Genomic DNA, 25,460 nt, shown 5'->3' on the forward strand with positions numbered 1-25,460 from the left:
CCGCAGTTGCGGTTTCATGCGCTCCGCTGGTGCGCGCGCCAGGCGTCGTTCCAGTCGTCATGATCCTCGGGCACGCGGCTGATGAGCTCGCGCCCGTTCGCTGTCAGGTGATCGCGTGCCTTTTCAAAGAGGCGCTCGGCGGCTCGGCCGCGATCGCCGTAGACGATCACACGGCGGACCTTCTCCGGGATGGCGACGAAGGCGAGGCGTTCGACGCCGCCCAGCGCCCATGTCGGCGTCCCGAACCATTCAGTCGCCGATCGGGCGTCCTCGATCCCCTCGGCAAGGCCCAGCTCGTGCGTCGCAGGCGCAAGACGGATCGCTGCTGTGCCGAGCAGTCCGAGCGCAACCTTCGGCTTTGGGATGGGCTTGCGCAGCACGTCGACAGGATCGAGGAAGGTCCGCTGGACGGCAACCAGTCCGAGGTCGTTTTCGACTGCGGCGATCATCGCGGGCATTACGCGTCTGTCGGCACCAGAGCCGAATATGGTCGCCGGGTTGAAGCGCAAGGCGTTGGGATAGGGCGCGGAGAGGCCGCGGGCGACGAGATAGGCTTCGGCGAGCGTGCCCGCGACCGGCACGCTGGCATTCCAGAGACGCAGGGCGAGCGCGCCCATGTCGCGCTTTGGTTTTCCCTCCGGCATTGCCACCGCAGAACGGTCATGGAGCTTTTGGCGCTGAAGCGCCTTCAGCACCTCGAGCGCTGTACAGCCGGCAAAACAGTGGAAGAGGATCGCCGAATCGCCGAGGCGGACGGACAGGCTGGGTGAGCCATCGTCATGGGCAGGGCAGCGGCATTCGCCGCGAGTGCCGCGCCACACCCCGCCGAGCTGTTCGACGATGTTCTTGGCTCGGATTTCGGCATCGAGCGGTAGTCTCGTCATCGGCCATGTCCTGTGAAGTTGGTCGGTTTCGGTCACTTTAGCCTCCGGAAAATATCACCGAAGGCACAGGCGGCATCCTCCACTCTGGATGGTCGGCATGAGAAGGTGGGCCGCGCGCGGCGCGACGATCTCTTTCGTCCGGGTGGCAACCAAGCGAGGATCGTCACCCGACCGGGTTGGAACGGCCACGCTGGCTCGACCGCAACGCGGCGGAGGTGGAGCCGTGCCGCCAACCCGCTTCCGACCCCCAATCAGCTATGCTCGGCGTCGGCCTTGGTCAGGATCGAGAAGGTGTCGGCGATCAGCTCGGTGCGGTAGGAAACCTCGTTGCCTTCGCCGTGGTTGCTCTCGCGGACCCGGCCGGTGACATGCACCAGATCGCCCTTCCCGGCTGCTTCGACTTGGGGTCCGATATTGGAGAAGCACACGACGCTGTTCCACAGCGTGTCGGTCTTCCAGTCGTCGCCGTCGCGGCGGTTATAATTGGCGGCGACGCTCACATAGGTGACCTTCTCGCGCGCCGTGATTTTGCCGATGCGACCGATGATCCGGAACTCGGCAATATTCTGTGGCATGATTTCCTCCTTCGTTGATGTTCGGATCGGATCCGGCGGGCCTGTGCGAGCCTAGTCGCGCTCCTCTTGGCGGTGCGCTAAGTGGTAGCGCGCCAAATTCTCGGGCGTCGCGTATGTATCGTAGGCCGTTGTCCAGTCGCGCCGGATGGCCTGCTGCGCCGTCCGAAGTGGCACGCGGCGCTCGCAAACCAGTCGCCACAAGACATAGGCCAAGGCATTCTTGTCGGCCGCGTTCGCCTGGCCGCGCCGGGGCTGGAGCCACAGATCGCGTAGGTCGAGCGGCGCGCCGCCAAGCGAGATCGGGATCAGATGGTCGAGTTCGTAATTGGCGAAGGACTCGCCCGGATGCTGCGCATCCATCAAGCGCCGTTTGACGGGCGCGGTAACCGCGAAGGCGGGGCGGACCGATCGGGCATAGCCGGGTCGGCAGATCGTCGCGCCGATCTTCGCCTGAGTGATAGAGGGATCGACGGCCCCTGTTGTGTCGCTGGGCGGCAGGATGCTGGTTCGGTCCACCCGCAAGAAGGGATTGCGGAGCGCCGTCGATAGGCCGGCAACGGCATCGCAGAAGTCATGCGTCGCAGCGACGCTGCAGGCCGAAACCTCACCGCGCCTCCCAGCCCGCTTGTCGTCGAACGGCCGATACCAGAAGCCGATGGCGATCAAGAGCGCCAACCCGCCCGATATAGCTTGCAGCTTCAAGAGCGCATGGCCCGTATATCCACCCTCGTCCCAGTCACCTCGAAACCACTCGACAACTGAATTAGCTAGGTGCTGGCCTAGCTGACAATTACCTAAAGCCGTTTGAAACACATCGCGTACGGTCATCGTGCAATACCGCGCCTTTAGTCGCAATAGATTACCCCGGACCACTCCATAATAGCGGCTGGATCGCTCCAGATGTGTTGTTGTTTGCCTTATGATTCAGGTTTAACCTTTCGATGTCGATGTCCTGTAGTCGCTGACATCTGCCTGGGTTCAATTTAGCATTGGTGCATTGATGTGCTTCCGGCGAGTATCGTAGCGAAGGCAATTCAACTCTGTGCCGCCGGGCTAGTCGGGGCCGGAACGCCGTCTCCCGCGTCGCTCGCAGTCGCCGTTCGTTCGGGTGCCGTCCTCGTTCGGCAGCCGGGCAACGCAGCTGACGCCGAGGCGACGGTGCGTGATCTGATCGCGTTGGGCGCGGACTTCGTGGCGGGGCCGCTGGGGATCCGCGGCCGTGATTTCGCGACTTACGGAATCACGGCGGCAACGGTTTTTGATACCTGCGCGCTCGCGCATATCGACGACGACCAGTCTTCTATCGGCTCCATGGGCGCGCCCTCGGTGTCGAACGTCGCAGCCCTCGTTCGTCGCGCCTTTGGCTCGCGGATCACCGATACGATCCGCCCAATGAACGCCAGCTTCGGCGCGCGGTATAGCTGGCACAAGTTCGGCCAGGCGGTCGATTTCGTTCCCGCAGGCGGCGTCCACGCGATCGACCGCGAGCAGATCCGGGCGCTCATGGCACACAGCGGTATCCGGATCATCGAACTGCTCGGGCCGGGGGATCGCGGTCACTCGAACCACTGGCATGTGGCGTTCGCGCGACCCGGGCAGGTCATCGACCGGACCCGACCGATCGAAGGCGACGAGGACTGGATCATCACCGTCGCACAGGGCGACGCGCCGTCCCCGCCGACGCCCGCCGGAGTTGAGGCGGCCCCCGCACCGACCGCGCAGGCCTCGGCCCTCGCCCTTGCCGCCAATGCACCGGCGCAGTGGGACGTGTTCGCAACCGAAGAGTGGCGCGCATCGCATGGAGGTGGCTCATGATCCGATTTTTGATGACCAAGCTGGGCGGCACTACTGGCGCCATCGCGCTGTGCGTGGCCGGCGTCGTGGCGGTCGCGGCCCCACAACCCGCCTACGCGTCGGAATGGGGGTGTCAGATGGTCCTCTGCCTCGCGACACCCGGTTCGCCGACGAAATATGTCGAGTGCGTCCCGCCGATCACGAAACTCTGGAACGCCCTCGCCATCGGCGGCTCGTTCCCGACCTGCACCGGGGTCGGCGTCAAAATGAAAAAGGCCAAGCACGGCTACGACCTGACCGTGACGCCGGCCGATGGCGGAACGTCGCGGTACGCGCTCGACACCCGCTACCAGACGGTGACGCAGCAATGATCCACGCCATCGCCGCGATCACCATGCTTGCGCAGCAATGCGCGCCTGAGATCGCGACCGAGGCGGTTGTTCCCCTCGTCGTGACCGAAAGCGGCGGCGACGATCTGGCGATCAATATCAACAAGGGGCCGCGTGTCCGCGCCGCGTCGATCGCTGACGGTGCCGCGCTGGTGCGCCGGTACATGGCGGCCGGCTACACCGTCGATGTCGGGCTGGCGCAGGTGAACTCGGCCAATTTCGCGCGGTTGGGTGTCACCGTCGAGCAGGCCTTCGACCCCTGTACGAACCTGCGGCTCGCATCCTCGATCCTTCGGGCGGGATATGGCCTCGCGATCCAGCATTATACGGGGCTGGACGCGATCTCCGCGACCTATTCGCTCTACAACACCGGCACGCTGACGCGCGGTTTCCGCAACGGCTATGTCGGTCGGGTCTGGTCGGCCGCGAGCGGAATGGGGACGATCCAGACACCCCCGCCCATCCCGGGCTCGGCGTCGGCGTCGGCGTCGGCGCCGACCGCCACGCCCGCCTCGGCAAAGCAAGGGATCGCCGAAGCTAGCTGGGTGGTGGGGCAGATCGATTCCAGCGCGGTTCAGGTCTTCAAATGAGCGCGGATAACAGCGTTGCGCGGGGCGACCTCGATGCGCAAACGCAAGCCGAACAGGCTGCGTTCCAGATCCCGCCTGAGCTGGCGACACGTTATCAGGTCCGGATCATCGAGCCGTCCGACGGCAGCGAGCGCCGCGTCGGCATGTTCCTGCCGACGGATCGTGAGAACCCGTCGATCGAGATTGCCGGCGATCGCATCGTTGCTCGAAACGAGGATCCCGAGACCGTCTCGGCTCTGGTCACGATCGCCAAGCACAATGGCTGGGCGGGCATCGACGTCGAAGGTTCGCCTGAGTTTCGTCAGGCCGTGTGGACGGCGGCGTCGCGCGAAGGCCTGACGGTGCGCGGCTATGAGCCGAGCTTCGACGAACAGGCGCGATTGGAAGAGCTGCGTCGCGCCGATGCTGCACGACGCGACCGTGAGGTGGCGGAAAAGCCGGCGCCGACTGTCGAACCCGTCGCTCCGACGGCGGCTGTCGGGGCGACGGAGGCGACTATCCTCGCGCCGTCGGCCGACGCGGAGAGGAACGGCGCGCCTCAGCCGTTGCCAAGCGGAAGCAGCACCGAATTGTCCGACGCAGACAAGCGCCTCCTGTTGACGGTGAGCGTGCACACGCAGGATCGCAAGGCGCTCTACGCGGCCGTCAACGAGGACATGGACCCCGTGCGGAGGGAGGTTCAGGCCGAACGTATCGATCTGAACAGGGATGCGCTGAACGGGGCGCTGGAGCGGGCCTTGGAAAGCCCGACGCTGGTCAACGCCTTCTCAAGGTCCGGTTATGAACCCGACGGTCTGCGCCAGATGGCGCGCGACGGCGCGTGGGACGGCGAGGTCGCCGATGCGATCTACATCGTCCGCTCCGGGCTCAACCGGCACGAAGTCGCCCGCGAAGCCGGTGCGAACGTGCCGCTCGGCGGCGCGCTCGCCGCCACGCCCGAAGACCGCCTGGCCGGCGAAGCGACGGCTGCGCCCGAGCGACAGCCCGAACAGGAACCCCATATCGTTCGGGAGGAGCGCCTTCGTCAGGCCGCGCCTGAGCGACGTCACGAAAATGACGAACTGGCCGAACTGTTCCTGCATGGCGGGGCGGAGCGTATTGCCGCCGAGCCGCGCCTCGCCAACGCGCTACAGGCGCAGGCGGCGATGGATCAGCACCTTGGTGCGGCGTTCGATGGCGACGCGGAACGGATGACGTCCGCGAGCTTGGAGAGCCGCCACATGATCTCGGACGTGCTGCGGCGCGGCCTGGATGTTTCGGTCCGCGAGCCGACGCCTGTTCGGCAGGTCGAGCCGATCCGCCCCACCCACGATCTCGAGAGGTAAACCCCAAGCCATGGAGACCCGTATGAAGTTCACTCAATCCATGGGCCGGATGTTGTCCGACGCCCGCGCGCGGCAGGTCATCGGCTTTGCCGGTGCGCTCGCCCTCATTTCGATCGCACAGCCCGTCCTTGCACAGAGCAGCGGCACGTCGATCGAGACCGGGCTCGGCACGATCAGGACCTGGATGACCACCGTCGCGTCCGTTGTCGGCGTCATAGCCGTCATGGCGGTCGGCTATGCCAAGCTGACCGGCCGGATGGATTGGGGGAAAGCGGTCACGGTGCTGATCGGCATCGGCATCATCTTCTCGGCAGCGACAATCGTCGGCTGGATGGGCGGATCGGCGTAGCATGGAAGACAAGCTCGCCGAGGATAAGGTGTTCCTTGCCCTGACCAGACCGTCGGTGTTCATGGGATTGCCGCTCGAGGCAATCCTGCCAATCATCATGGTCTGCATGGTGGTTTGGGGGATTTTCCACAATCCGTTCTACCCCCTGGCCTTGTTCGGAGCGCTCTACTTCCCGGCGCGCATGATCTGTCACTACGACTTCAATGCGTTCCGGCTGTGGGGCCTGTGGTTCCAGACCGGCTTCCTATCCAAGAACCGCAAGTTCTGGGGCGGCGGGAGCTACTCTCCCGTCCGCCTCGCCAAAGGCGTGAAGCGAAAGCATTTCGGCAATGACTGATCCCAGGCTGAAGCATAAGAAGATCGCTGTCCGCGAGACGGATGACATCAAGTTCATTCCCTACACGCGGCACGTCGACGACACGCTGGTCGCGCTCGAGGACGGCTCGCTCATGCGCATGTACCGCGTCGATGGGCGGCCGTTCGAGACCAGCGACGTCGGCGATCTCAACACCTGGCATAACAAGCTCAACATCGCGTGGCGCTCGATCGGTGACGATCGCGTTGCGTTGTGGACCCATCTCGTGCGGACAGCCACAGACCCCATTCTCGGCGGCGACTTCCACTCCGACTTCGCGCGAACCTTGCAGGAGAAATACGCCGGCACGCTGAAGGAGAAGGTCCTCTACCACAACGAGTTCTACGTCACGATCATCGTCCGGCCGTCGAGCATGGCCGGCGAGCAAGTGACGCGGCTTTTCTCCAAGCGAAAAGCGAACGCCGAGATCGACGATCGCGCGCTCACGATCATGGCGGACAAGTGCCGCGACTTCGAAACGCTGCTTGCTGATGTCGTTCCGGAGCCGCTCTCGATGTATGAGCACAACGGTATTCTATTTTCACGACCGATGGAGGTGCTTCACTTCATCCTGACCGGCGACCGCATCCGCGTGCCGCTGCTCGACGGCAGGCTGGGCCAAGCCCTGTATGCCTCACGCGTGGTGTTCGGTCGCGAGGCGGCCGAGATCCGGCTTCCGCACACGTCCCATTTCCTCGGAATGTTCGGCGTGCGCGAGTATGTCGCCAGCACGCGGACCGGTCAGTTCAACAGCCTGCTCACGCTCGACTTCCCGTTCGTGCTGACCCAGAGTTTCGCGCCGTTGGTGAAGTCGGTCGCGAGCGAGCGGTTCACCAAAAAATACAAGCAAATGGTCTCTTCGGACGATGCCGGCGTCAGCCAGGCGGAGGAACTGCTCGACGGCGTCGACGATCTCATGGCGAACCGCTTTGCCATGGGCGAGCATCACCTCTCGATCGCGGTAATCGACGAGAACCCGAAGCGGCTGCTGGAACGCTTGTCGATCGCACGATCGGCAGCGGCCGATACAGGTATGGTGATGGCGCGCGAGGACGTCGCGCTGGAGGCCGCCTTCTGGGCGCAGCTTCCCGGCAATTTTCGGATGCGCGCGCGCCCCGCGGTCATCAACACGCGCAATTTCGCAGGCTTGAGCCCGTTCTACACCTTCCCGGCGGGTCGCAAGTCGGGAAACCACTGGGGCGAGGCGGTGACGCTGCTCAAGACGCGCGCGGGCTCCTCCTTCTGGTTCAACTTCCACCGGGCCGACATCGGCCACACGCTCATCATCGGGCCAACGGGTGGCGGCAAAACGGTGCTGCAGAACTTCCTTCAAGCGCAGCTCGAAAAGACCGGTGCGAAGCAGGTATTTTTTGACAAGGATCGCGGCGCCGAGATCTTCGTCCGCGCTTGTGGCGGCACCTATCTGGCGCTGCGCGACGGCGAGCCCACCGGGTTCGCGCCGTTGAAGGGTCTCACCCCGTCGCCGCACGACATTGCTTTTCTGCGGCAGTTCATTCGTGTCCTGGTACGCCGGGACAACCGCCCGCTCAGCGTCGCCGAAGAGCGACTGATCGACGAGGGTATCGAGGCGGTGATGCGGCTGCCGGCGCCGTCGCGCTCGTTCAGCGCGTTGCGCGAGATGCTGGGCTACGCCGATGCGGAGGGCATTGGTGCGCGGCTGGAGCGCTGGTGTCTGGGCGGCCCGCTCGGCTGGGCTTTCGATGGTCCACAGGACGAGGTGTCGATGTCGGCGCGGTTCATCGGCTTCGACATGACGGACTTCCTAGAGAACCCTGAGATCCGCACTCCCACGATGTTGTACCTCTTCCACCGCGTCGACGAGCTACTGGACGGGCGGCGTGTCGTGGTTGACGTCGACGAGTTCTGGAAGGCGCTTCAGGACGAAGCCTTTCGGGCGTTCGCGCAGGACGGTCTCAAGACCTTCCGTAAGCGCAACGCCTTCATGGTATTTGGCACGCAGTCCCCGGCCGACGCGCTGCGCTCGCCGATCGCGCACTCGATCATCGAGCAGACCGCGACCAAGATCTTGCTTCCAAACTCGGACGCCAAGCGATCGGATTATTGCGATGGGCTCGGCCTGACGGATGCGGAGTATCGGCTGATCCGTGAAGACCTGACGCCGGAGAGCCGGACCTTTCTGGTCAAGCAAGGGCATACCTCGATCGTTGCGAAGCTCGATCTCGGCGGGATGCCCAATGAGCTGAAAGTGCTTTCTGGCCGCGAGGAAACCCTCGTCGCCATGGAGGAGGCCATTGCCCTGGCGGGCAACGATCCTGCGGCGTGGCTGCCGCATTTCTATGCCAACCAAAGGAGAAGCTGACATGTCGCTCAAGCGCATCATCATGGTTGCAGCCGCGCCGGTCGCGATCGTCGCGTTCGCGTCGCCGGCCGCTGCACAGGGCATCCCTGTGTTCGACACCTCTACCTATGTGCAAGCGCTCGCCCAGGTCCAGAACACGATCAAAATGATCCAGCAGGGCGAGCAGCAGATCCAGACAGCGACGACGACGCTCAGCTCGCTTCAGAAGCTGACCAACGTCAACGCGCTCGCCCCGCAATTGCTCAACGCGCAGGTGCGCAACATCCTGCCCAACACGACGATCGACGCCTCGACGTTGCTCAGTGGCGACCTGTCGAAGATTGGTTCGCTCGGTTCGCTCGCATCGAGCATCCAGTCTCGTTACGCGCTGCCGGCAACGTCGTCCTCCGACGCAGACCTAGCCTACACCCAGGCGCTCAAGGATGCGACCAGCTCATCGGCCGCCACGGCCGCGCTGGGCGAGAATACGCTCAGCATCGCCCAGACCCGGATGCAAGGCCTCGACCAGCTCCGCGAGCAACTGTCGTATGCCAAGGATCCCAAGGACGTGATGGACCTCCAAGCCCGGATCTCGGTCGAACAGGCACAGCTTCAAAACGATATGCTCAAGATGCAGGCGATCCAGATGGCGCAGGCCGGTCAGGCGAACATGCAGATCAGTGCGGCGCAAGTGGCGGCCGGTCGCGATGAAGCAGCCTTCTTCAGTGCCAACACGATCAGGAAGTGATCATGCGCAAGATACTATCGCTCTGCTCGTTGCTCGTCGTCTGCGGATGCCAACAGAACGTCGTGGTGCCTACCGCCAAGGATCTGATCGCCAGTCCTCAACTCCTCTCGCAGTGGCAAGCGAAGTGCGATGCGGGGGAGTACAGCCATCTCCCTGCGGATCAGAAGGCCAAGATGTGCGCGACGACCGGCGACGCGACCATCTCGGTCGCCCAGACCAAGGCCGGCAACGAAGAGGCGGACTTCTTCAAACAGAACACGATCCGCAAGAAGTAGATTTACTCGCTGCGCTTTGATCGCCGAAGATCGGAACCTCACCCAATGGCTGCCGGCCCACCCAACATCATGACGCTGTTCACGACGATGTATTCGTATGTGGAGACCGCCATAGCGACCTCGGTTGCGAGCTTCGGGGCGGGTCTCGTCAGTTTCGTTGCAGCGCCTTTGGCCCTGGCGGCGATCATCTACTTCCTGCTGCTCGGCTTTGCCGTGCTACGAGGGGCTATCCAGGCTCCACTTCGCGAGCTGGTATTCCAGGCCGGCAAGGTCGGGTTCGCCCTCGCGGCCGCCAGTGCGGTTGGCTATTCGGCGTTTGTGGTGAACGTGGTCACCAACTTGCCGAGCGAAATCATCGCGGCTGGATCCGGCACGCCCGTCACCAACCCGGGCACCACCTTCGATACCTATGTCGCCGATACCGGCAAGCTCTCGGAGAAGTTGGTCAACGCGAACCTGAAAGTTCAGTCGCAAGAGCAGAAGGGCATCACTGACTTTCGCACGCCAGTGATCCAGCTCAGCGCCACGCTGATCACCTATCTGTGCGTCGCCGTCCTCTACATCTTCGCGTTTATGTCGGCGTCGATCGGCTTTTGCATCGTCATTTTTGCCAAGCTGTCGGTTGCGATCTGCGTCGCGCTCGCGCCGCTCGCGCTGGCGTGTCTGCTTTTCAACTCCTCCCGCTGGCTGTTCGACGGGTGGCTGAAGCAGACCGTCAATTTTATCCTGCTGATGGTCGTCATGGCGATCATGACCAAGTTCATCACCGGCCTCCAGGAAGCCGCCATGGACGGCATCATGGGATCGATCCCCGAAGACGGCTCGTCCTTCGTCATGGCGCAGAACGGCTACATCGTTCTGAAAGCTGCCGTGATGCTCGTCGCGACGATCGCCTGCGCGGCGATCTACATCGTCGGCACGATCTTCTTCTTTCAATCGCCGGCCATCGCCGCGGGTATCTCGGGGGGTGCGTCATCTGGCGGCCATGGCTTCCTGCAGACCGGGGCGAACATGTTGACCAACCGGCTCATGTTCCGGCGCGCGACGCAGGCGAACCGTCCTCCGCCAGGAGGAGGCGGCACGGGCGGCTCGGCCTCTCGGTCCACTTGAGGACCGCTGGCCCGTCCAAGACCATGCATCACGGAACCGCCGGGCGCGGGACCTTACGAACGGAGACCGTATGAAAAGGCTGACCATCGTGGCGATCGGCACGCTTGTGCTTGGCGGCTGCACCGGGACTCATATCAGACCTGTCTCGGTGTGCGACGGCAAACACCGGCGTCCCGCCAACCTCTACGGGTCGATCCTGCCGAGCTTGCCGGTGCCACTGCCGGCGTCACAGCAGGGCGTAGGGCAGTCGATGGTGGCGCCGCCATCACGCGAGCTAACACCGGCGCCTCGCCCCGCCCCGGCCCCGACGACCGGTGCAGGGGGCGCGCTGGCCCCTATCGGACCTGGGGCCATGAATATCCCGCGATCGGCGCCACGGACGTCCGCGCAGGACGTCGCGCCGACCTACTCCTCCTGCTGAAGGGATCGACGCCATGGGCGCGGTGAAGGCCGAAGATAAAGAGAAATACTACGAGACATCGAGGACGTGGGAATATGACCGTATGCGTGCGGCGATCCAGTCCAAGCGGCTCGCTTGGGGCGTTGCTACGGGTGCCTGCACGCTCGCTGTGGCGTCGGTTGCGGCTGTCGCGATGCTCAGCCCGCTGAAGACCGTCGAGCCCTATGTCATCAGGGTCGACAAGAGCTCGGGCGAGACGCAGGTCGTGACGGCGCTCAAGGGGCCGCAGCCGCGCACCTATGAGGATGCGGTCAACCGCTACTTCATCTCGCAATATGTACGGTTGCGCGAAGGCTGGCTCAACGATGCCGCGCGCGAGAACGCCTATACGGTCATGCTCACCAGCGATTCCGCCGAGAGCGCTCGTTACCTCAACAGCGTTCAGGCCAACAACAGGAACGCGCCGTCCAACATTTACGGCGACAAGGGCTTCGTCTCGATCTCGATCCGGACGATCAGTTTCCTCAGTCCTACCGTGGCGCAGGTCCGCTTCACGAAGATCATCACCTTCGGGCAGAACACGCCGATCGCGCAAAATTGGAACGCGATACTGACCTTCAGATACACGACAGCGCCGGAGCATGAGAAGGATCGGAACATCAATCCGCTCGGCTTCCAGGTCGTGAATTATCGTTCTGACCCGGAGGCGTGACATGAGCGATCAGCCAAATACGTCGGACAATGGCGACCGTGTCACTGTCCCCTTCCTGCCCGCGCTGCGCAAAGAGCTGGGTCTGCGCCTGTCACCGCCGACGACGGCGTTGATGCTGACGGAGGATGGCGCCAGGAACCGCTTCTGGCGCGGGGTCGGGGCGGTGTGGCACCGCCTCGTCGCGTTCTCGGTTCTGGGTGCCGCGGCAGTCACGCTCGCGCCGCAACCCGCGTTCGCCTCGGAGACCCCCGTCCCCGGGGCCAAGGACGCCCGCGTTCGCAACGTCAACTACGATCCGGATCAGGTGGTGACGATCGTCGGCAGTTTCCGGCACGCGATCGAGATCCAGTTCGGGCCCGGCGAAACGGTCACGCAGGCCGCCCTGGGCGATACCGTCTCCTGGCAGATCGCGCCCGTGGGAAACATCGTCTTCCTCAAACCCCGCGAGAAAGCTGGCGGCACCAACCTGATCGTCGTCACCAACGCCGGCGGCGTGCCGCGCACCTATCATTTCAACCTCGCACTAGGAACGGGCGCCACGATGTACGGCGTACGGTTCCGCTATCCGCGCGAGGAACGGGCGATGGCGGCGTTGCAGGTGCAGCTTGCCCAGGTCCAGGCCGCCAAGGCGATCGAGACGACCATCACCACCGCCGCGCTCGACCATGCCGTGATCGAGGGCACCCGGAATATGAATTACACCGTGCAGGGCGACGTCGCGCTGCAACCCACCGAGATCTCCGACAACGGCGAGTTCACCGTGCTGCGCTATCCGGGCCACGCCGACATCCCCTCGATCTTCGCGGTCGACGTCGACGGGACCGAGACGATCGTCCCCTATGATGTCCGCGAGGATTTCGTCGTGATCCATGCGGTCTACCGGCAGCTGCGCCTCCGGCGCGGGGCGACGGTGCTGTGCATCTACAACGAGGCGCCGCTGCGCAACGATCGCGGCGATCGAACGGGCACCGTCTCCAATGTCGTCGAACGCAAAGTGAAGGGGCAGTAACATGGTCGGGACCGTGATTGACCGCGGGGGCGATGTCGCTGCCGACACCGTTGCTCCAGGCGAGGTCGATAGCCCGGTCGCGCGTAGCGGCGGGTGGGGCAACCTCGCCTTCATCGGTGCGGGGATCGGCCTGCTCGGCGCCATAGGCGGCATCGTGATAGGCTATGGTGCGTTTCACCAATCGGCCAGTACCGCGGCTGCCGCGCAGCCCGCGAAGGCCAGTGACCGTGCCGTGGACGACGTGATGGGATCGCCGAACGCGCAGCGAGCGGCGCTCGCGGGTCAACTCGGCCAGCCCGGCGCGGCGCAGACCGATATCTTCGGGCGGCCGATCGCCGCAGCGGCGGGGACGCAGGTCGCCGATGCCAACGGCAATCCGGTGCCGACAACGGGCGGGACAGCCTCCGCCACGGCGAACGGACAGCAATCTCCCGAGCAGCGACGTGCCGAGCAGGCGCGCGCCATGGCCGATGCGGCCCGGCGATCGCCGATCATGGCCTTTGGTAACACCGGGCTGGCCTCGACCGCCCTTCCCGCCTCCGTGCCCGGTGCGGACGCTCAACAGAGTACGGACCTCGAGGACCGGACGCGCGGCGCTGGACAATCCACCGTCGCGCGGCGGGGTCTCGGTGCCAGTGGCTTCGGAGCGCCGGGCGAAGACAATCCGGCCGAGGCGGGCAAGGGTTCGACCGACTTCAGCGATCAGCTCGGCCATGCCGCGATCCAGACGGTCCGGGCAACGATGGTCGCGGACCGTAACCTTCTGCTGAGTGCGGGCACGGTCATCCCCTGCACGCTCCAAACGGCGATCAACTCGACGCAGGCCGGGTTCGTGTCCTGCGTCATCAATCACGACGTCTATTCCGAGAACGGCCGCATCGTCCTGCTCGACAAGGGGACCAAGGTGCTGGGGCAGTATTCCGGTGGCATCACGCAGGGGCAAGCGCGCCTGTTCGTACTGTGGACGCGCGCCCTGACGCCGCGTGGCGTCGCCATCGACCTCGGGTCGCCGGCAGCGGATAGCCTTGGCCGGGCCGGGTTGCCAGGCGGCGTCGATACCCAGTTCTGGGCACGTTTCGGCGTTGGGCTCGTCATCTCGGTGCTGGAGGATGCCTCGCAAATTGCTGGTCGAGCGGTTGCCAATGAGGGGAGCAACACCACGCAAGTTCCCGGACAAACCGGGCAGACCGTCCTTCAGCAGACCATGAACATCAAACCGATCCTGAAAAAGAACCAGGGCGACACCGCGGCGATCTTCGTCGCCAAGGACTTCGATTTCCGCTCAGTCTATGACGTAGGATTGAGACGTTAAGGCCGTGGCATCCAGTCCGACGTCGCTGATCTACGAGCATAATGCCGAACCGATCCGACGGCACCTTCTGCGCGACGATGTGACCGAATTGGTCATCAATGAGCCGGGGATGATCGGCCTCGAAACACGGAACGGCTGGGAGTGGCACGAGGAGCCCGCACTGGACAATGCGGCCCTCATGACGCTGGCGAAGCTGATCGCGGGGCTGACCAAGCAGGACATCAACTCCGAATATCCGATCTGCTCCTCGGTCTTGCCGGGCGGCGAGCGCGCGCAGGTCGTCGTCCCCCCGGCGGTCGAGCAAGGCTTCATCTCGATCACGATCCGCAAAGCGTCGGGCGTGACGATGAACATCGACGATTTCGAGCGTGCCGGCCTGTTCAGCGAGGTCCGCGCGCACGGCCTGTACGAGGAGGTCGACCCCGATCTGCTGCGACTGCGCGAGGCGGGCGACTGGCGCGCCTTCTTCAAGCTGGCGGTCGAAGCCCGCAAGAACATCCTCATTTCCGGCGCGACGGGCTCCGGCAAGACGAGCTTCTCTAAGGGTCTCATCAAGCTGATCCCGGACTATGAGCGGATCCTGACGATCGAGGACACGCGCGAGCTCGTTGTACCCCAGCGCAACCACGTCCACATGATGTACGCCAAGGATGGGAAGAGCCTCCAGAAGGCGGGCGCCAAGGAGTTGCTGGAATCGGCGCTGCGGATGCGGCCCGATCGCATCCTTCTGCAGGAGCTGCGGGACGGCACCGCCTTCTTCTACCTGCGCAACGTCAACAGCGGTCATCCCGGTTCGATCACCACGGTCCACGCAAACACGGCGGAGGGCGCGCTCGAGCAGCTGACGCTGCTGGTGAAGGAATCGGAGGGCGGCAACGATCTCGACCGCCACGACATCCGGGCGCTGCTGCGCTCGCTGGTCGATATCGTCGTGCAGATGCACCGCCTGCCACCCGGCGAGGGCCAGCCGGCGCGCTATCGCATGACCGAAGTATGGTTCGATCCGGCGAGCAAGCCGACCGACTGAAGGGGGTATCGGCATGAACGGAAAATGGGTGCGAAGCGACGAAGGGTCGCAGCCGGGCGCGATCGCGTTCCTCGGCATCATCGGCCTGGCGCTGAGCGCCACGATCGGCGCCCTCGCCGTCCTGTGGCGTGCCCACCTCCTCAACGCGCATACGCCCTGGATTAAGGTGCCGGCCGCGCTGTGGGCGCTGAAGGGCTATCCGATCGTCTATCAGCCGTTCCTGATCGGCGTCGGGATCGGCCTCGTCCTGACGGTCATCACCATTCTCTCCACGCTGTTCAAACGGCAGAAGCTCCACGGCGAGGCGCGCTTCGCACGAGTCGGCGAGGTCCGCAACGGCAAGATGCTCGCCTCGGCCGGCATCGTGCTGGGCAAGTTCGGCGGTAAGGTGATGCGCTTTGGCGGACCCGAGCATGTGATGCTGGAAGCCCCAACGCGCGCCGGCAAGGGGGTGGGCGTCATCATCCCGAACTTGCTCGACTGGCTCGATTCTCTCGTGGTGCTCGACATCAAGCAGGAAAATTACGACAATACGGCGGGGTATCGGCTGAAGGTGCTCGGGCAGCAGGTGCTGCTCTTCAACCCGCTCGATCCCACGGGCCGCACCGTGCGGTGGAACCCGCTGAGCTACATCAACCGGCATGATCCGGTGGAGGTCATCAACGAGCTTCAGAAGATCGCGGCAATGCTCTATCCCGATCCGCTCACGGGCGAGAAGTTCTGGGCCGAGGGCGCGCGAACCGCTTTCCTCGGCATCACCGCATATATCGCGGCAACCGTCGACGATGGGGAGGACGCCCTCCCCTTTACGCTCGGCGAGGTGTACCGCCAGTTCGCGGCCAGCGACGCCCAGCGGCGTTTCCCGAAGATCATCGCCGATCGTAAGAAGGCCGGTAAGCCCCTGTCGGAAGGGTGCGTATCGGCGATCAAGGATTATACCGGCTCGTCGGCGAACACATTCTCTGGATTGCGCCAGTCGGTTACGTCCAAGATCAACGGCTGGCTGAACCCATATGTCGATGCGGCGACCTCAGAGAGTGATTTCGATCTCAGTGACTTTCGGGACAAGCGGATCTCGCTCTATCTCGGCGTGTCGCCGGATGACCTGGAGCGGGTTGCGCCGATCTACGGCCTGCTCTTCCAGCAACTCATCGACCGCAACGTCCGCGAGCTGCCGAAGGGCGACAAGCATCAGATCAAGGTGCTGCTAGCCCTGGACGAGTTCGCGAGCCTCGGCAAATGCACCGTGCTCGCGAACGCCTTCAGCTATGTCGCCGGCTACGGGTTGCGGATGCTGCCGGCATTCCAGTCGCTCGAACAGATCCAGGGCGTCTATGGGGACAAGGTGGCGGCCGACATCGAGCGGAACTGCGCGGTGCGGCTCGTGCTTCGTCCGGCCGGTTTGGCCGAAGCGAAGAAGATTTCGGACCAGCTCGGCAGCTACACGTTCAAGGCTCGCTCGCGCTCGATGGGAACGTGGGGTGGCGGCGGCGGCTCCACCTCGGACTCCGATCAGCGCCGGCCGCTGATGCTCCCTCAGGAAGTCGAGTTGCTGCCGGAGGACGATCTGATCGTTTTCCGGCGAGGCATGTACGCGACCTATGGAAAGAAGGTCCGCTACTATGCCGAGAAGAAGCTCTCGGCGCGGACCAAGATACCGGCCCCCGAGATGCCCCAGATCCGCGTCGACCCGGCGGTCGCTGCTAACAGCCTCCGCGTGATCGAGGCCACGCAGGCCCCGGATGACGTCAATGCCGCCTCGTCAGCGCCAGGCGCCGCGCCGATGGCAGGAGCGGTTGCGACTAACGGCGCTCCCGCAGTAGGTCGGCATGGATTGAACCAAGCCGCGATCAACGCCGCCTTGGCCGTTCCGTCAAACGAGCGTGTCGCCAAGCTCTTCGACGGCGTCCTCATGGTGCGAGGCAGATCTGGGTGACCAATGGGAATGCCTTCTCATCGAGTTTTAAAGTGGGAACGAGCAAGGTTGTCCCCGGAGGGCGTCAGTTGGGGACTTTCCTGCCAGACAGCTTTCAGGATTGGAACGGTCGAAAGCCGCCGGCACGTGGTGTCACAACCGTTCGGTTGTGACACCGGCCGCATTACGGCTCATTGCGGCGCGACTCTTTGCCTTCGAATGGCAGGGCCACCGACTCCCGTCCAAGTGGCCCAATCAGGCGACGATACTCGGCTTCCGGCACACCGTAGCTGTCGCCCGCCAGCTCTTCGAGCTTATCGCGATCCCGGATGATGACGCGCCCGCGCTTCGAACGGATCATGCCTGCTCCCTCCAGGATGTGCAGGGTGACAGTAACCCCGCTGCGATCGGCCGAGATCATCATGCTCATGAACTCGTGAGTCAGTGCGATTTCGTCGCCGTCGATCCGATCGTGGCACATCAGCAGCCAGCGGGCGAGCCGCCCCTCCACACGATGGCTGGCGTTGGTGGCCGTGCTCTGCGCGGATTGGACGAGTGTCGTCTGGACATAGCGGAGCAGCATCGTGCGCAGGCTCTCGCTCTGCCTGAAGGCTGCGAGATACTGATCTGTATCAATGCGCAAGGCGGTCGAGCCATCGACCTGCACGAAGCTCTCGTGCGGCGAGCGGTCGGTCCCGAGCAGGAGGCAGGTGGCGGACACGCCTTCCCGCCCAAAGATGCCCGCCTCTGTGCGCCCGCTGTTCGCCATCACCGAGACGATCGAGACGATCCCACCCTCGGGAAAATAGACGTGCTCGATCGGCTTGTTCGGCACGATCAGCATCTGCTCACGGGCGATTTGCACACGCGTCAGATGCGGTTTCAGTAATTCGAGATCGTCGGCGCTCAGCGCGCTGAGCAGGGTGTTGGGAGTGAAACGCTCATCTGGTCGCGACATGATCGCCCCTCGAACCTTGGGGCGAAAGCACGACGCATCTTCCAGTCATTCGCGCCCTGGATATCGGCGAACGATCTACCGAATTATAGTCACAGGTGCCCTTGCGGCCAGCTAACTCTCTGTGTGCTACCCAACAGTCCGCGAAGTGGCGTGCCGCTTCACAGCGGCGGGTTGGCGCGGCCGTCGAACGGGAGCACGGCCGATGGCGGCCCCAGCGGCCCGATCAGCTGCCGGTATTCGGCTTCTGGCAGCCCATAGCTGTCGCCAGCCAGTTCCTCGAGCTTGTCGCGATCACGGATCATGACGAGGCCCCGCTTCGAGCGGATCATGCCCGCGCCTTCGAGGATGTGGAGGGTGATGGTGACGCCGCTTCGCTCGGCCGAGATCATCATGCCCATGAATTCATGCGTCAGCGCGATCTCGTCGCCGTCGACCCGGTCGTGGCACATCAGCAGCCAGCGGGCGAGCCGGGCCTCGACCCGCTGCGTGGCATTGGTCGCCATGCTCTGCGCGGTTTGGACGAGAACGGTTTGCACGTAGCGCAACAGCATCGTGCGCAGGCTCTCGCTCTGCCTAACGGCCGCGAGATACCGGTCCGCATCGATGCGCAGGGCGGGCGAACCGTTGACCTGTACGAAGGTCTCGTGCGGAGAGCGATCGGTGCCGAGCAGGAGACAGGTGGCTGAAACCCCTTCACGCCCGAAAATGCCGGCCTCGATGCGCCCGCTCTGGGCCATGATCGACACGATCGAGACGACCCCGCCCTCGGGAAAGTAGACATGCTCGATCGGCGTGTTCGGCGTCACGAGCACTTGACCGCGCGCGAGATCGACACGGATCAGATGCGGCTTGAGGAGTGCGAGATCATCATCCGAAAGAGCATTGAGCAGAGTATTGGTAGTGTAAGGCTGATCTGGCTGCGACATGATCGCCCCCGAAGTCGGGGCGAAAGCGCGAAGCATCTTTCAGCCGCTCGCGCCCTGAATGTCGGCGAGCGATGACACTCATATAGGCGTTGTTGGCGGATTACCTAATGAGAGCCTTTGTGGGCTACCCAACATTTCGTGATCCAGGGTGCAGCAGATGCCTCACCGGCGCCAAAAAACCACCGAAATCCGCCATCCAGGTGCCCGTAGGCTGAACGCCACGCCCCAGAACGCCCTCGGCAACATGGGTTAGGGAATGTTGTGCACTCCACAGTTGGCCGCGCGCATCTTCCGCTGAGGGAACCAGCCGATATGTATCGGTGGTGAACTGATCTTGCGGAAGGAAGGCCGTATGTTCGAGGATGACAGGTCCTATTACCAGCACCGGGCCGAGGTCGAGCTTGAGATTGCTCAGAAGGCGACGGCTCCCGAGGTAGTAAGGGCGCACCATTTGCTCGCGGAGGCGTATCTCGAAAAGCTCGCCTCGGCTGCGCCTACCCAGGCGGACGCATCGTGATCGAAGCTCAGCAGTCCGAGAGTCCGTCCGGCACTCGTGTCGCACCGCGCTACTCATCGCGGTTAGCGGGCACCCGCCTTTGGGCATCCCGCTATCTTTCACGCGAGGAACGGGACGCCCTTGAGGCGGCCGTCGTCTCGACGCGTTCGGTCAACGCCAACACCGACCTGGTGCGCGAGGGAGAGCGCACGGACACCCTGTTCATCGTCGCCGATGGCTGGGCGTGCCGGTATACGACGACGAGGGAAGGCGGTCGCCAGCTTCCGGCGCTGCTGGTGCCCGGCGACGTCGGCAACCTCGACTCGCTGATGTTCGACCGGCTCGATTACGGCGTGCGCACGCTTATCCAGGCGACGATCGTCGCGCTCCCGCGTGATCGGGCGCTGGCGCTCGCTGCACAGCATCCCGGCATCGCACGGACGTTCACTTGGGCAGCGCTGGTCGAGAATGTGATCCTCAGCAAATGGGCGCTATCGCTTGGCCGCCGGTCGGCGAAGGAACGGCTGGCGCATCTTCTCTGCGAACTGAGCGTCCGCCTCGATGCCGAGGCTGGGAACGAGAGCAGCTTCGCGTTCCCGCTGACGCAGGAGCAGGTCGCGGACGCGCTCGGGCTCACGTCCGTTCACGTCAACCGCACGATGCAGCAGCTCCGCACCGAGGGCATGATCGCAACCGCGAACCGGACCATGACCTTGCCCGATGTGGCGGGCCTTCGTCAGATCGGCGGGTTCGATCCGCGCTATCTGCACGCTGACCCGTCCACAGAAGCCCAAGCGGCGTAGCGGGGAGGACGGCGTGGCGAGCAACGCAGCGACGATGTCCACCAGCACGCGTCAGCCGGCGCAGAGTGATGACCTATTGCTGCGCGAGACTAACCATCGGTGCAGCAACGATCTTCAGCTCGTCGTTAGCCTGCTGGCACTGCAAAGCCGCCGGGTGACGAGCCCCGAGGCTCGCGAGGCACTGACCGATGCGACCTCGCGTGTTGCGGTGCTCGCGCGGTCGCGCGCCGAGCTGAGCCAGCAGCGCCAGGCCAGCCTGCAAACCGCGCTCCGACAGGTATGTGAGGCGCTTCACAGCCTAGCCGAGACGCGTTCGATCCTGATTTCCCTGGAGGCCGAGCAGGACGTTCAGGGCCTCACATCGAACCATGTCGCGACGCTGGCGCTGGTCGTCAACGAGCTGGCCACGAACGCGATCAAGCACGCTTTCGAGGAGGGTAAGGCTGGACGCATCAGCATCTCGATTCGCCGGAGTGGCGGGCGCGACGCTATCATCATCGTCGATGACGATGGCCTGCCCTTTCCCGAACCGACCGGTTCAACGGATGGGGGGATGGGCCTCGGGCTCGTCAAGCGACTCGTTGCGTCGGTCGATGGCTTGCTGATCCCTCCGCCGAGCGGAACAAAACGCTTCGAAATCAGGGTGCCCGTTCAATCTGCATGAAGGGACGTCGGCGCAAAAGGATTGAATATGACTGAGAACAATCTTGAATATTACGAGCGCCGGACTCGCGAGGAAGCGGCATCCGCCGCAGCGAGCACCAGTGTTGAGGCGGCATCCGCTCATCGGCTGCTGGCCATCGAGTATGAGGCCCAGGCGCGCGAGTTGCGTGCGAGGCAGCAGTCCCGCCCCAAGCTGACCCTGCGCTCAAGCTGACGGTCGAAAGGACAGCAACGATGCCCCAAGGTGACAAGGACAAGTATACCGATAAGCAGAAGCGCAAAGCCGAGCATATCGAAGAAGGCTACGAGGATCGCGGCACCCCCAAGGAAGAAGCAGAACGCCGTGCCTGGGCGACCGTGAACAAGGAAAGCGGGGGCGGCAACAAGTCCGGTTCTGGCCGCGGCAAGCTCGATACCCACGAGTCCTCGAAAGCAGGCGGCAAGAAGGGCGGCGAAGCATCCGCCCACCGATCGGCTGCCGATCGCTCCGCCTCAGCCAAGAAGGCCGCTGCGACGCGAAAGCGAAACGCCGAGGGAAAGTGACAAAGGTGGCGACCGTGCTGCCACCCCCGTCGACGTCAGATAAAGGCTTGGCGCGAGACAATCCGAAGAAGGCAACCATCTACCGAATGGTCATGCCGGAGCACATTTGCCCTTACGGGCTGAAAGCCGTCGACCTCCTGAAACGGAAGGGGTTCGAGGTCGATGACCATTGGCTTCGCACGCGCGAAGAGACGGATGCATTCAAGGCGAAGCATCAGGTCAAAACGACCCCGCAGACCTTCATCACCGGTGAGCGGATTGGCGGCTATGACGATGTGCGGCGCTATTTCGGCAAGGACGTTCCCGACCCAAAGGCGACCAGTTACCGGCCGGTGATCGCGGTGTTCGGCATCGCCGCGGCGCTGGCGTTGGCGACGAGTTGGGCGGCGTTCGGCGCGCTATTCACCATGCGGACGGCTGAGTGGTTCGTCGCGATGAGCATGTGCCTTCTTGCCATGTTTAAATTGCAGGACGTGGAGCGGTTCTCGACCATGTTCCTGAACTACGACCTGCTCGCGCGGCGCTGGGTCCGCTATGGCTATCTTTACCCGTTCGGCGAGGCGACCGCAGGCGTGTTGATGGTGGCAGGCGCACTGACCTGGCTTTCCGTGCCGATAGGGCTGTTCATCGGGACGGTCGGGGCCGTGTCGGTCTTCAAGGCCGTCTATATCGACAAACGCGAGCTGAAATGCGCGTGCGTGGGCGGCAATAGCAACGTGCCGCTTGGTTTCGTGTCGCTGACCGAGAACCTGATGATGATCGGCATGGCGCTTTGGATGTTGGTGCGGTGAGCCGGCCAAGCAGCAAGGAAACCGAGATGCAGCAGCAGGACAGCGGCAAGAACATGGGCATGGGCTATGGCCGCTTCGCCGCCATGATCGCGACCTCGACCGTCGTGATGTTCGGCTTGATGTATCTGAACACCTATGCTTTGAGCGACGTCGAATACAGTCAGACCCGGACGTGGATGGCCCTGGTGATGGGGGCGACGATGGCCGTCATCATGCTCGGCTTCATGTGGGGCATGTACAAGAACACCCGCGCCAACGTCGGCATCGTCGCCGGGGCGATCGTGGTGTTCGCCGTCGCTTTATGGCTGGTCCGCAGCCAGGAGACGGTAGACGACGTGAGCTATATGAAGGCGATGATCCCGCACCACTCGATCGCGATCATGACGAGCGAGCGGGCGCACATCAAAGACCCCGAGGTTCGGCGCCTGGCAGACGGCATCATCGACGCCCAGGTGCGCGAGATCACCGACATGAAGCGGCTGATCGCGCGGCTTGAGGCGCATCCCACGCCGAACGGCGCACGCGATCTTCCCTCCTATCGCGACGAGCAGGTGCCCCCACCCGCACCCGAGACGGACGAGAGCACCGGAGTGAATACCCTACAGCCGATCCGTTAGGGGCCAGGATTGTCTTTCGGTGTCAAAACCGGTCGGTTTTGGAACCGCTGTCCGGAGCGCGGTTTTCCGTCTGTTTGTAGGTATCAGAACCGCGTGTCATAATCAGGCTTCCAAGGCTCTTAGATTTTGGCGCTAACGACCGGGACTTGGCGAGTGCCGGCAGACAGTTTCGTGAAGCTCGGGCGGCCGCTCCTGTCCGATCCGGACATTGGCGAAACGCCAGTGAACTTCGTAATCTGGTCGGAAGCCGTCAATTCACTCTACCGGACGCCGTCTAACGGTCCTTGCTGGGCTCGACCGTAGTCGCACGTTCGCTGCTGTAAGCCGGGCCACTGTCACCTATGCTCGGCCGTTCGCCTGCCTCGATGCGGGTTGCTAGATCGCTGTGAAGCGAGCCGAGCTCGGGTGGAAAATGCACACCAGCCGCAGACCCCAGCCTGCGCTCCGTATCGTCGAAGAGATCTATTGCGCCTGCCAGTTCGGGTTCACTGTATAGCGCTGCGCTTTCCCCTGCTCGCCATAGGCCGGCAAGTTGGTGGGACCGGATCATGCAAGCCGAGGCCGTTCGATCGCCCGCAACCGTGGTGTCCGGCGGTCTTGGCGGCGCGGCCCCCCTCCCCTTGATCTCGGCCCGCGTAATTGCCACCAGGCGGTAGCGCAGGACCCGGGATTCTGAGGTATCCGTTGGTGAGGGCTGCTGCTGATGGTTCAGGAAAGAGATAAGCTCCGCGGTGGTGGTGGTCGACGCGGCGTTGCGCCAGTCCGTCAAAGCCCGTTCCTTCGATGCCAGATCCGCAGGCTGGGTTAGGATAAAGCGCTCGAGGAGCGGATCGCTGGCTACTGCGACAGGCAGGGGTGCCCGGTTACCGTTAGCGGCGGCATGGGCGAAGCCGATCGCCGCCGCAATCGTACCCAGTTGCGTTTTCATGATCTCACGATCGTCGATCGATCGCGCTAGGATCATCTCGAGGATCGGCGTTAGATCCGTCACGGCGGCCTGGCCCGCATCGATCGTGTCGAGCCTGCTGACGATCTCTTTGTGTGTCGCCTCAATGCGCTCGCTGCTCTCGGTCAGCGCATCGAGCTGCTCCTGAACGAGCGTCAACGCGTCCAGAACGCCCGCCAGAGCAACGCTTACCTGGTCCGTACTCATCGTTCTGGCCTCCCCCTATCCGGCGAACGCGCGCGGTCCAGAGTTGAGCGATCACGATCCAATATCTCGCGAAGGACCTCCTCCGGCTTGCTTGGCGTCGGTGCTGTGGCCTGCCGTTCGGCCTCGGCCATAAGCGAACGAAGGCGCTCGGATACCACTGAGGGTCGGTGTTCATGCGGAGTGTCTTCGGTCCGCTCGGGGCTCTCCCGGAGTGCTTGCTTGGCCTCCAGCTTTCCACGCATGACGCGTGAACGTTCCAGTGCTGCGGTGATCGGATCGCGCCCGGGGTCCGCAACAGCCGGGCGCGTCCGAGCATCGACGACCGCGTCGCGCCTGCGGGACGGTGAAACGGCACGCATCGCCCGGGCGGAGTTGGGCTCGGGCGGCGGCAATGCCGCGACGAACCGTTCGAGGCTCTGTGCGACCACCTGATCGGCAAGGGAATGCGAAGCCGATAGCTCCGCGACGGATCGCATATAGGTCGCGCGAACAATGGCCTGCTGACTCGCAAGAACGGCCTCGACCGGGTCGGAAATACCCTGGTCGCGAAGGCGCCGGGCGCGCTCGGCGCGGCCCGTATCGATCTGCGGAACCTGCCCTTTGTCGCGCATCTTCCGTACCGCGATGTGTTCATGCGCGGGGTCGATACCGCGCGCTCTGGTCGGCGTGGCGTTGGCCTGGATGCCGCGTTCGCGGAGCTTCTCGGCGAAGCGCTGCCGCCATCGAAACAGATCATCCCGGTCCGGATGGAAGCGGCGCCCATCGTAATCGCGACGTGCGATCGTGAGGTGAACGTGCGGATGGTCGCGATCGACGTGAAGGCCGGCAACCCACGACCGGTTCGCAAACTCCTCGGCTGCGAAATCCAGAGCTGCCGCTTTCAGACGCTCCGGATCGGTCCCCGACGGCATCGAAAGGATCATCGATATGGACGTCGCACCCTTGCGTCTGGCGTCCCCGTCCATCTCGAAGTTGTGCCAATCCTTCGCGAGAATCTGCATGTCCCGTCCGTCGCGCAGCACGACGCCCTCGCCGGTTTCAAGCCCGAGTTCCTCGTCGGGACCATGCCCCAGCCGACTGATGTAGGCGAAGTTGGCAAGGACGTGTCCGCCGCCATGCTGACGCCCCGTGATCCGCACCATAACCTCTGGAACTCGACGTGATGTGCGATCCGCAGCCATGATCGCCCGGCCGCTCATCCGGGCCTGCGGTCCTCCCCCGAAAGCATGTTTCGCCTGCGCACTGGGACGCGAAGTGGCCAAAGATGATGCGGCCTTCGGGAACATCGATGCGACGGCATGGCCGAGCATTGTGCCCCCCGTTTTCGGGCCCTTTGCGCTGCCGCCTCCAGTCCCGAGGCGGTACTTCTTCGGCGGCGCGAAGACGCCCGCCATGGAGTCCATCGTTCCGGAAGAGAAGCG

The 25,460-nt window shown here is 63.9% G+C and carries 29 protein-coding genes; 22 read left to right on the top strand and 7 right to left on the bottom strand.

Features of this window, described 5'->3' with window-relative positions; translation table 11 throughout:
• Positions 1-14 precede the first annotated feature (14 nt).
• The 3 genes from LPN01_RS04035 to LPN01_RS04045 form a co-directional block, all read right to left on the bottom strand.
• Entirely contained in the window at positions 15-884 is an 870-nt protein-coding gene (locus LPN01_RS04035) for a toprim domain-containing protein (RefSeq protein WP_262827083.1), read from the bottom strand.
• A 251-nt stretch (positions 885-1,135) separates the two neighbouring features.
• Positions 1,136-1,459 (bottom strand): single-stranded DNA-binding protein, encoded by a 324-nt coding sequence (locus LPN01_RS04040; RefSeq protein ID WP_262827084.1) that lies wholly within the window; start codon positions 1,457-1,459, stop codon positions 1,136-1,138.
• A 51-nt stretch (positions 1,460-1,510) separates the two neighbouring features.
• On the bottom strand, positions 1,511-2,287 hold the full coding sequence (locus LPN01_RS04045) for a hypothetical protein (protein ID WP_262827085.1): 777 nt from the start codon (positions 2,285-2,287) through the stop codon (positions 1,511-1,513).
• Between the two features lie 330 nt (positions 2,288-2,617).
• Between LPN01_RS04045 and LPN01_RS04050 the strand changes: the two genes are divergently transcribed.
• The 15 genes from LPN01_RS04050 to LPN01_RS04120 all read left to right on the top strand — a co-directional run bounded on the left by LPN01_RS04050 (position 2,618) and on the right by LPN01_RS04120 (position 17,110).
• A complete protein-coding gene (locus LPN01_RS04050; protein ID WP_262827086.1) occupies positions 2,618-3,274 on the top strand; it encodes a muramidase in 657 nt (218 codons plus the stop codon).
• Positions 3,271-3,624, top strand: coding sequence for a hypothetical protein (locus LPN01_RS04055; protein WP_262827087.1), 354 nt, complete (start codon positions 3,271-3,273; stop codon positions 3,622-3,624). The genes LPN01_RS04050 and LPN01_RS04055 overlap by 4 nt, the downstream gene beginning before the upstream one ends.
• Positions 3,621-4,232 (top strand): lytic transglycosylase domain-containing protein, encoded by a 612-nt coding sequence (locus tag LPN01_RS04060; RefSeq protein WP_262827088.1) that lies wholly within the window; start codon positions 3,621-3,623, stop codon positions 4,230-4,232. Before LPN01_RS04055 ends, LPN01_RS04060 begins: the two co-directional genes overlap by 4 nt.
• The gene (locus LPN01_RS04065; RefSeq protein WP_262827089.1) at positions 4,229-5,557 is read left to right on the top strand and encodes an LPD7 domain-containing protein; all 1,329 of its coding nucleotides are present in this window, start codon (positions 4,229-4,231) and stop codon (positions 5,555-5,557) included. The genes LPN01_RS04060 and LPN01_RS04065 overlap by 4 nt, the downstream gene beginning before the upstream one ends.
• A 22-nt stretch (positions 5,558-5,579) precedes the next feature.
• Positions 5,580-5,906 carry a TrbC/VirB2 family protein gene (locus LPN01_RS04070; RefSeq protein ID WP_262827090.1) on the top strand — a complete coding sequence of 109 codons (327 nt, stop codon included), beginning with the start codon at positions 5,580-5,582 and terminating at the stop codon, positions 5,904-5,906.
• Position 5,907: 1 nt separating this feature from the next.
• Complete coding sequence (locus LPN01_RS04075) at positions 5,908-6,243, top strand: type IV secretion system protein VirB3 (RefSeq protein WP_262827091.1); 336 nt, start codon at positions 5,908-5,910, stop codon at positions 6,241-6,243.
• Positions 6,236-8,602: a VirB4 family type IV secretion/conjugal transfer ATPase gene (locus tag LPN01_RS04080; protein ID WP_262827092.1), complete on the top strand. Its 2,367-nt coding sequence runs from the start codon at positions 6,236-6,238 to the stop codon at positions 8,600-8,602. Before LPN01_RS04075 ends, LPN01_RS04080 begins: the two co-directional genes overlap by 8 nt.
• Before the next feature lies 1 nt (position 8,603).
• A complete protein-coding gene (locus tag LPN01_RS04085) occupies positions 8,604-9,329 on the top strand; it encodes a type IV secretion system protein (RefSeq protein WP_262827093.1) in 726 nt (241 codons plus the stop codon).
• Between the two features lie 2 nt (positions 9,330-9,331).
• On the top strand, positions 9,332-9,604 hold the full coding sequence (locus LPN01_RS04090; RefSeq protein ID WP_262827094.1) for a hypothetical protein: 273 nt from the start codon (positions 9,332-9,334) through the stop codon (positions 9,602-9,604).
• Between the two features lie 45 nt (positions 9,605-9,649).
• Entirely contained in the window at positions 9,650-10,714 is a 1,065-nt protein-coding gene (locus tag LPN01_RS04095; protein ID WP_262827095.1) for a type IV secretion system protein, read from the top strand.
• Between the two features lie 434 nt (positions 10,715-11,148).
• The gene (locus LPN01_RS04100; RefSeq protein WP_262827096.1) at positions 11,149-11,826 is read left to right on the top strand and encodes a virB8 family protein; all 678 of its coding nucleotides are present in this window, start codon (positions 11,149-11,151) and stop codon (positions 11,824-11,826) included.
• Position 11,827: 1 nt separating this feature from the next.
• Positions 11,828-12,835, top strand: a complete 1,008-nt coding sequence (locus LPN01_RS04105; RefSeq protein WP_262827097.1) for a TrbG/VirB9 family P-type conjugative transfer protein — start codon at positions 11,828-11,830, stop codon at positions 12,833-12,835.
• A 1-nt stretch (position 12,836) separates the two neighbouring features.
• A complete protein-coding gene (virB10, locus tag LPN01_RS04110; protein ID WP_262827098.1) occupies positions 12,837-14,147 on the top strand; it encodes a type IV secretion system protein VirB10 in 1,311 nt (436 codons plus the stop codon).
• A gap of 4 nt (positions 14,148-14,151) precedes the next feature.
• Positions 14,152-15,174, top strand: coding sequence for a P-type DNA transfer ATPase VirB11 (gene virB11, locus LPN01_RS04115; RefSeq protein ID WP_262827099.1), 1,023 nt, complete (start codon positions 14,152-14,154; stop codon positions 15,172-15,174).
• A 13-nt stretch (positions 15,175-15,187) separates the two neighbouring features.
• The gene (locus tag LPN01_RS04120) at positions 15,188-17,110 is read left to right on the top strand and encodes a type IV secretory system conjugative DNA transfer family protein (protein WP_183937156.1); all 1,923 of its coding nucleotides are present in this window, start codon (positions 15,188-15,190) and stop codon (positions 17,108-17,110) included.
• A gap of 163 nt (positions 17,111-17,273) precedes the next feature.
• Here LPN01_RS04120 and LPN01_RS04125 read toward each other — a convergent pair whose 3' ends face one another.
• Both LPN01_RS04125 and LPN01_RS04130 read right to left on the bottom strand, forming a co-directional pair.
• The gene (locus tag LPN01_RS04125; RefSeq protein ID WP_262827100.1) at positions 17,274-18,047 is read right to left on the bottom strand and encodes a Crp/Fnr family transcriptional regulator; all 774 of its coding nucleotides are present in this window, start codon (positions 18,045-18,047) and stop codon (positions 17,274-17,276) included.
• 158 nt (positions 18,048-18,205) lie between these two features.
• Positions 18,206-18,973 carry a Crp/Fnr family transcriptional regulator gene (locus LPN01_RS04130; protein ID WP_262827101.1) on the bottom strand — a complete coding sequence of 256 codons (768 nt, stop codon included), beginning with the start codon at positions 18,971-18,973 and terminating at the stop codon, positions 18,206-18,208.
• A gap of 352 nt (positions 18,974-19,325) precedes the next feature.
• Here LPN01_RS04130 and LPN01_RS04135 point away from each other — a divergent pair, with 352 nt between their 5' ends.
• The 7 genes from LPN01_RS04135 (at position 19,326) to LPN01_RS04165 (ending at position 22,886) form a co-directional block, all read left to right on the top strand.
• Positions 19,326-19,490 (top strand): hypothetical protein, encoded by a 165-nt coding sequence (locus LPN01_RS04135; RefSeq protein WP_262827102.1) that lies wholly within the window; start codon positions 19,326-19,328, stop codon positions 19,488-19,490.
• Positions 19,487-20,272: a Crp/Fnr family transcriptional regulator gene (locus tag LPN01_RS04140; RefSeq protein ID WP_262827103.1), complete on the top strand. Its 786-nt coding sequence runs from the start codon at positions 19,487-19,489 to the stop codon at positions 20,270-20,272. Before LPN01_RS04135 ends, LPN01_RS04140 begins: the two co-directional genes overlap by 4 nt.
• A 13-nt stretch (positions 20,273-20,285) precedes the next feature.
• Complete coding sequence (locus LPN01_RS04145) at positions 20,286-20,936, top strand: sensor histidine kinase (RefSeq protein WP_262827104.1); 651 nt, start codon at positions 20,286-20,288, stop codon at positions 20,934-20,936.
• 27 nt (positions 20,937-20,963) lie between these two features.
• Positions 20,964-21,149 (top strand): hypothetical protein, encoded by a 186-nt coding sequence (locus LPN01_RS04150; protein ID WP_262827105.1) that lies wholly within the window; start codon positions 20,964-20,966, stop codon positions 21,147-21,149.
• Between the two features lie 20 nt (positions 21,150-21,169).
• Complete coding sequence (locus LPN01_RS04155) at positions 21,170-21,478, top strand: plasmid stabilization protein (protein ID WP_262827106.1); 309 nt, start codon at positions 21,170-21,172, stop codon at positions 21,476-21,478.
• 86 nt (positions 21,479-21,564) lie between these two features.
• On the top strand, positions 21,565-22,269 hold the full coding sequence (locus LPN01_RS04160) for a glutaredoxin (RefSeq protein ID WP_262827268.1): 705 nt from the start codon (positions 21,565-21,567) through the stop codon (positions 22,267-22,269).
• 26 nt (positions 22,270-22,295) lie between these two features.
• Complete coding sequence (locus LPN01_RS04165) at positions 22,296-22,886, top strand: DUF305 domain-containing protein (protein ID WP_262827107.1); 591 nt, start codon at positions 22,296-22,298, stop codon at positions 22,884-22,886.
• A gap of 274 nt (positions 22,887-23,160) precedes the next feature.
• Here the strand turns inward: LPN01_RS04165 and LPN01_RS04170 are convergent, their stop codons facing one another.
• Both LPN01_RS04170 and LPN01_RS04175 read right to left on the bottom strand, forming a co-directional pair.
• Complete coding sequence (locus LPN01_RS04170) at positions 23,161-24,039, bottom strand: hypothetical protein (protein WP_262827108.1); 879 nt, start codon at positions 24,037-24,039, stop codon at positions 23,161-23,163.
• Positions 24,036-25,433 (bottom strand): relaxase/mobilization nuclease domain-containing protein, encoded by a 1,398-nt coding sequence (locus tag LPN01_RS04175; protein ID WP_151989784.1) that lies wholly within the window; start codon positions 25,431-25,433, stop codon positions 24,036-24,038. The genes LPN01_RS04170 and LPN01_RS04175 overlap by 4 nt, the downstream gene beginning before the upstream one ends.
• Between the last annotated feature and the right edge of the window lie 27 nt (positions 25,434-25,460).

The organism is Sphingomonas sp. A2-49, assembly GCF_025548555.1.
Taxonomy (GTDB): Bacteria; Pseudomonadota; Alphaproteobacteria; order Sphingomonadales; family Sphingomonadaceae; genus Sphingomonas.

Bases quoted from the DNA above. Each gene is read 5' to 3' on its own strand.
- LPN01_RS04165 (WP_262827107.1), top strand. From the start codon at position 22,296: ATGCAGCAGCAGGACAGCGGCAAGAACATGGGCATGGGCTATGGCCGC.
- LPN01_RS04080 (WP_262827092.1), top strand. From the start codon at position 6,236: ATGACTGATCCCAGGCTGAAGCATAAGAAGATCGCTGTCCGCGAGACG.
- LPN01_RS04150 (WP_262827105.1), top strand. From the start codon at position 20,964: ATGACTGAGAACAATCTTGAATATTACGAGCGCCGGACTCGCGAGGAA.
- LPN01_RS04075 (WP_262827091.1), top strand. From the start codon at position 5,908: ATGGAAGACAAGCTCGCCGAGGATAAGGTGTTCCTTGCCCTGACCAGA.
- LPN01_RS04135 (WP_262827102.1), top strand. From the start codon at position 19,326: ATGTTCGAGGATGACAGGTCCTATTACCAGCACCGGGCCGAGGTCGAG.
- LPN01_RS04095 (WP_262827095.1), top strand. From the start codon at position 9,650: ATGGCTGCCGGCCCACCCAACATCATGACGCTGTTCACGACGATGTAT.
- LPN01_RS04175 (WP_151989784.1), bottom strand. From the start codon at position 25,433: ATGGCGGGCGTCTTCGCGCCGCCGAAGAAGTACCGCCTCGGGACTGGA.
- LPN01_RS04120 (WP_183937156.1), top strand. From the start codon at position 15,188: ATGAACGGAAAATGGGTGCGAAGCGACGAAGGGTCGCAGCCGGGCGCG.
- LPN01_RS04085 (WP_262827093.1), top strand. From the start codon at position 8,604: ATGTCGCTCAAGCGCATCATCATGGTTGCAGCCGCGCCGGTCGCGATC.
- LPN01_RS04070 (WP_262827090.1), top strand. From the start codon at position 5,580: ATGAAGTTCACTCAATCCATGGGCCGGATGTTGTCCGACGCCCGCGCG.
- LPN01_RS04100 (WP_262827096.1), top strand. From the start codon at position 11,149: ATGGGCGCGGTGAAGGCCGAAGATAAAGAGAAATACTACGAGACATCG.
- LPN01_RS04130 (WP_262827101.1), bottom strand. From the start codon at position 18,973: ATGTCGCAGCCAGATCAGCCTTACACTACCAATACTCTGCTCAATGCT.
- LPN01_RS04065 (WP_262827089.1), top strand. From the start codon at position 4,229: ATGAGCGCGGATAACAGCGTTGCGCGGGGCGACCTCGATGCGCAAACG.
- LPN01_RS04055 (WP_262827087.1), top strand. From the start codon at position 3,271: ATGATCCGATTTTTGATGACCAAGCTGGGCGGCACTACTGGCGCCATC.
- LPN01_RS04105 (WP_262827097.1), top strand. From the start codon at position 11,828: ATGAGCGATCAGCCAAATACGTCGGACAATGGCGACCGTGTCACTGTC.
- LPN01_RS04045 (WP_262827085.1), bottom strand. From the start codon at position 2,287: ATGACCGTACGCGATGTGTTTCAAACGGCTTTAGGTAATTGTCAGCTA.
- LPN01_RS04035 (WP_262827083.1), bottom strand. From the start codon at position 884: ATGACGAGACTACCGCTCGATGCCGAAATCCGAGCCAAGAACATCGTC.
- LPN01_RS04155 (WP_262827106.1), top strand. From the start codon at position 21,170: ATGCCCCAAGGTGACAAGGACAAGTATACCGATAAGCAGAAGCGCAAA.
- LPN01_RS04125 (WP_262827100.1), bottom strand. From the start codon at position 18,047: ATGTCGCGACCAGATGAGCGTTTCACTCCCAACACCCTGCTCAGCGCG.
- virB10 (WP_262827098.1), top strand. From the start codon at position 12,837: ATGGTCGGGACCGTGATTGACCGCGGGGGCGATGTCGCTGCCGACACC.
- LPN01_RS04090 (WP_262827094.1), top strand. From the start codon at position 9,332: ATGCGCAAGATACTATCGCTCTGCTCGTTGCTCGTCGTCTGCGGATGC.
- LPN01_RS04160 (WP_262827268.1), top strand. From the start codon at position 21,565: ATGGTCATGCCGGAGCACATTTGCCCTTACGGGCTGAAAGCCGTCGAC.
- LPN01_RS04170 (WP_262827108.1), bottom strand. From the start codon at position 24,039: ATGAGTACGGACCAGGTAAGCGTTGCTCTGGCGGGCGTTCTGGACGCG.
- LPN01_RS04040 (WP_262827084.1), bottom strand. From the start codon at position 1,459: ATGCCACAGAATATTGCCGAGTTCCGGATCATCGGTCGCATCGGCAAA.
- LPN01_RS04060 (WP_262827088.1), top strand. From the start codon at position 3,621: ATGATCCACGCCATCGCCGCGATCACCATGCTTGCGCAGCAATGCGCG.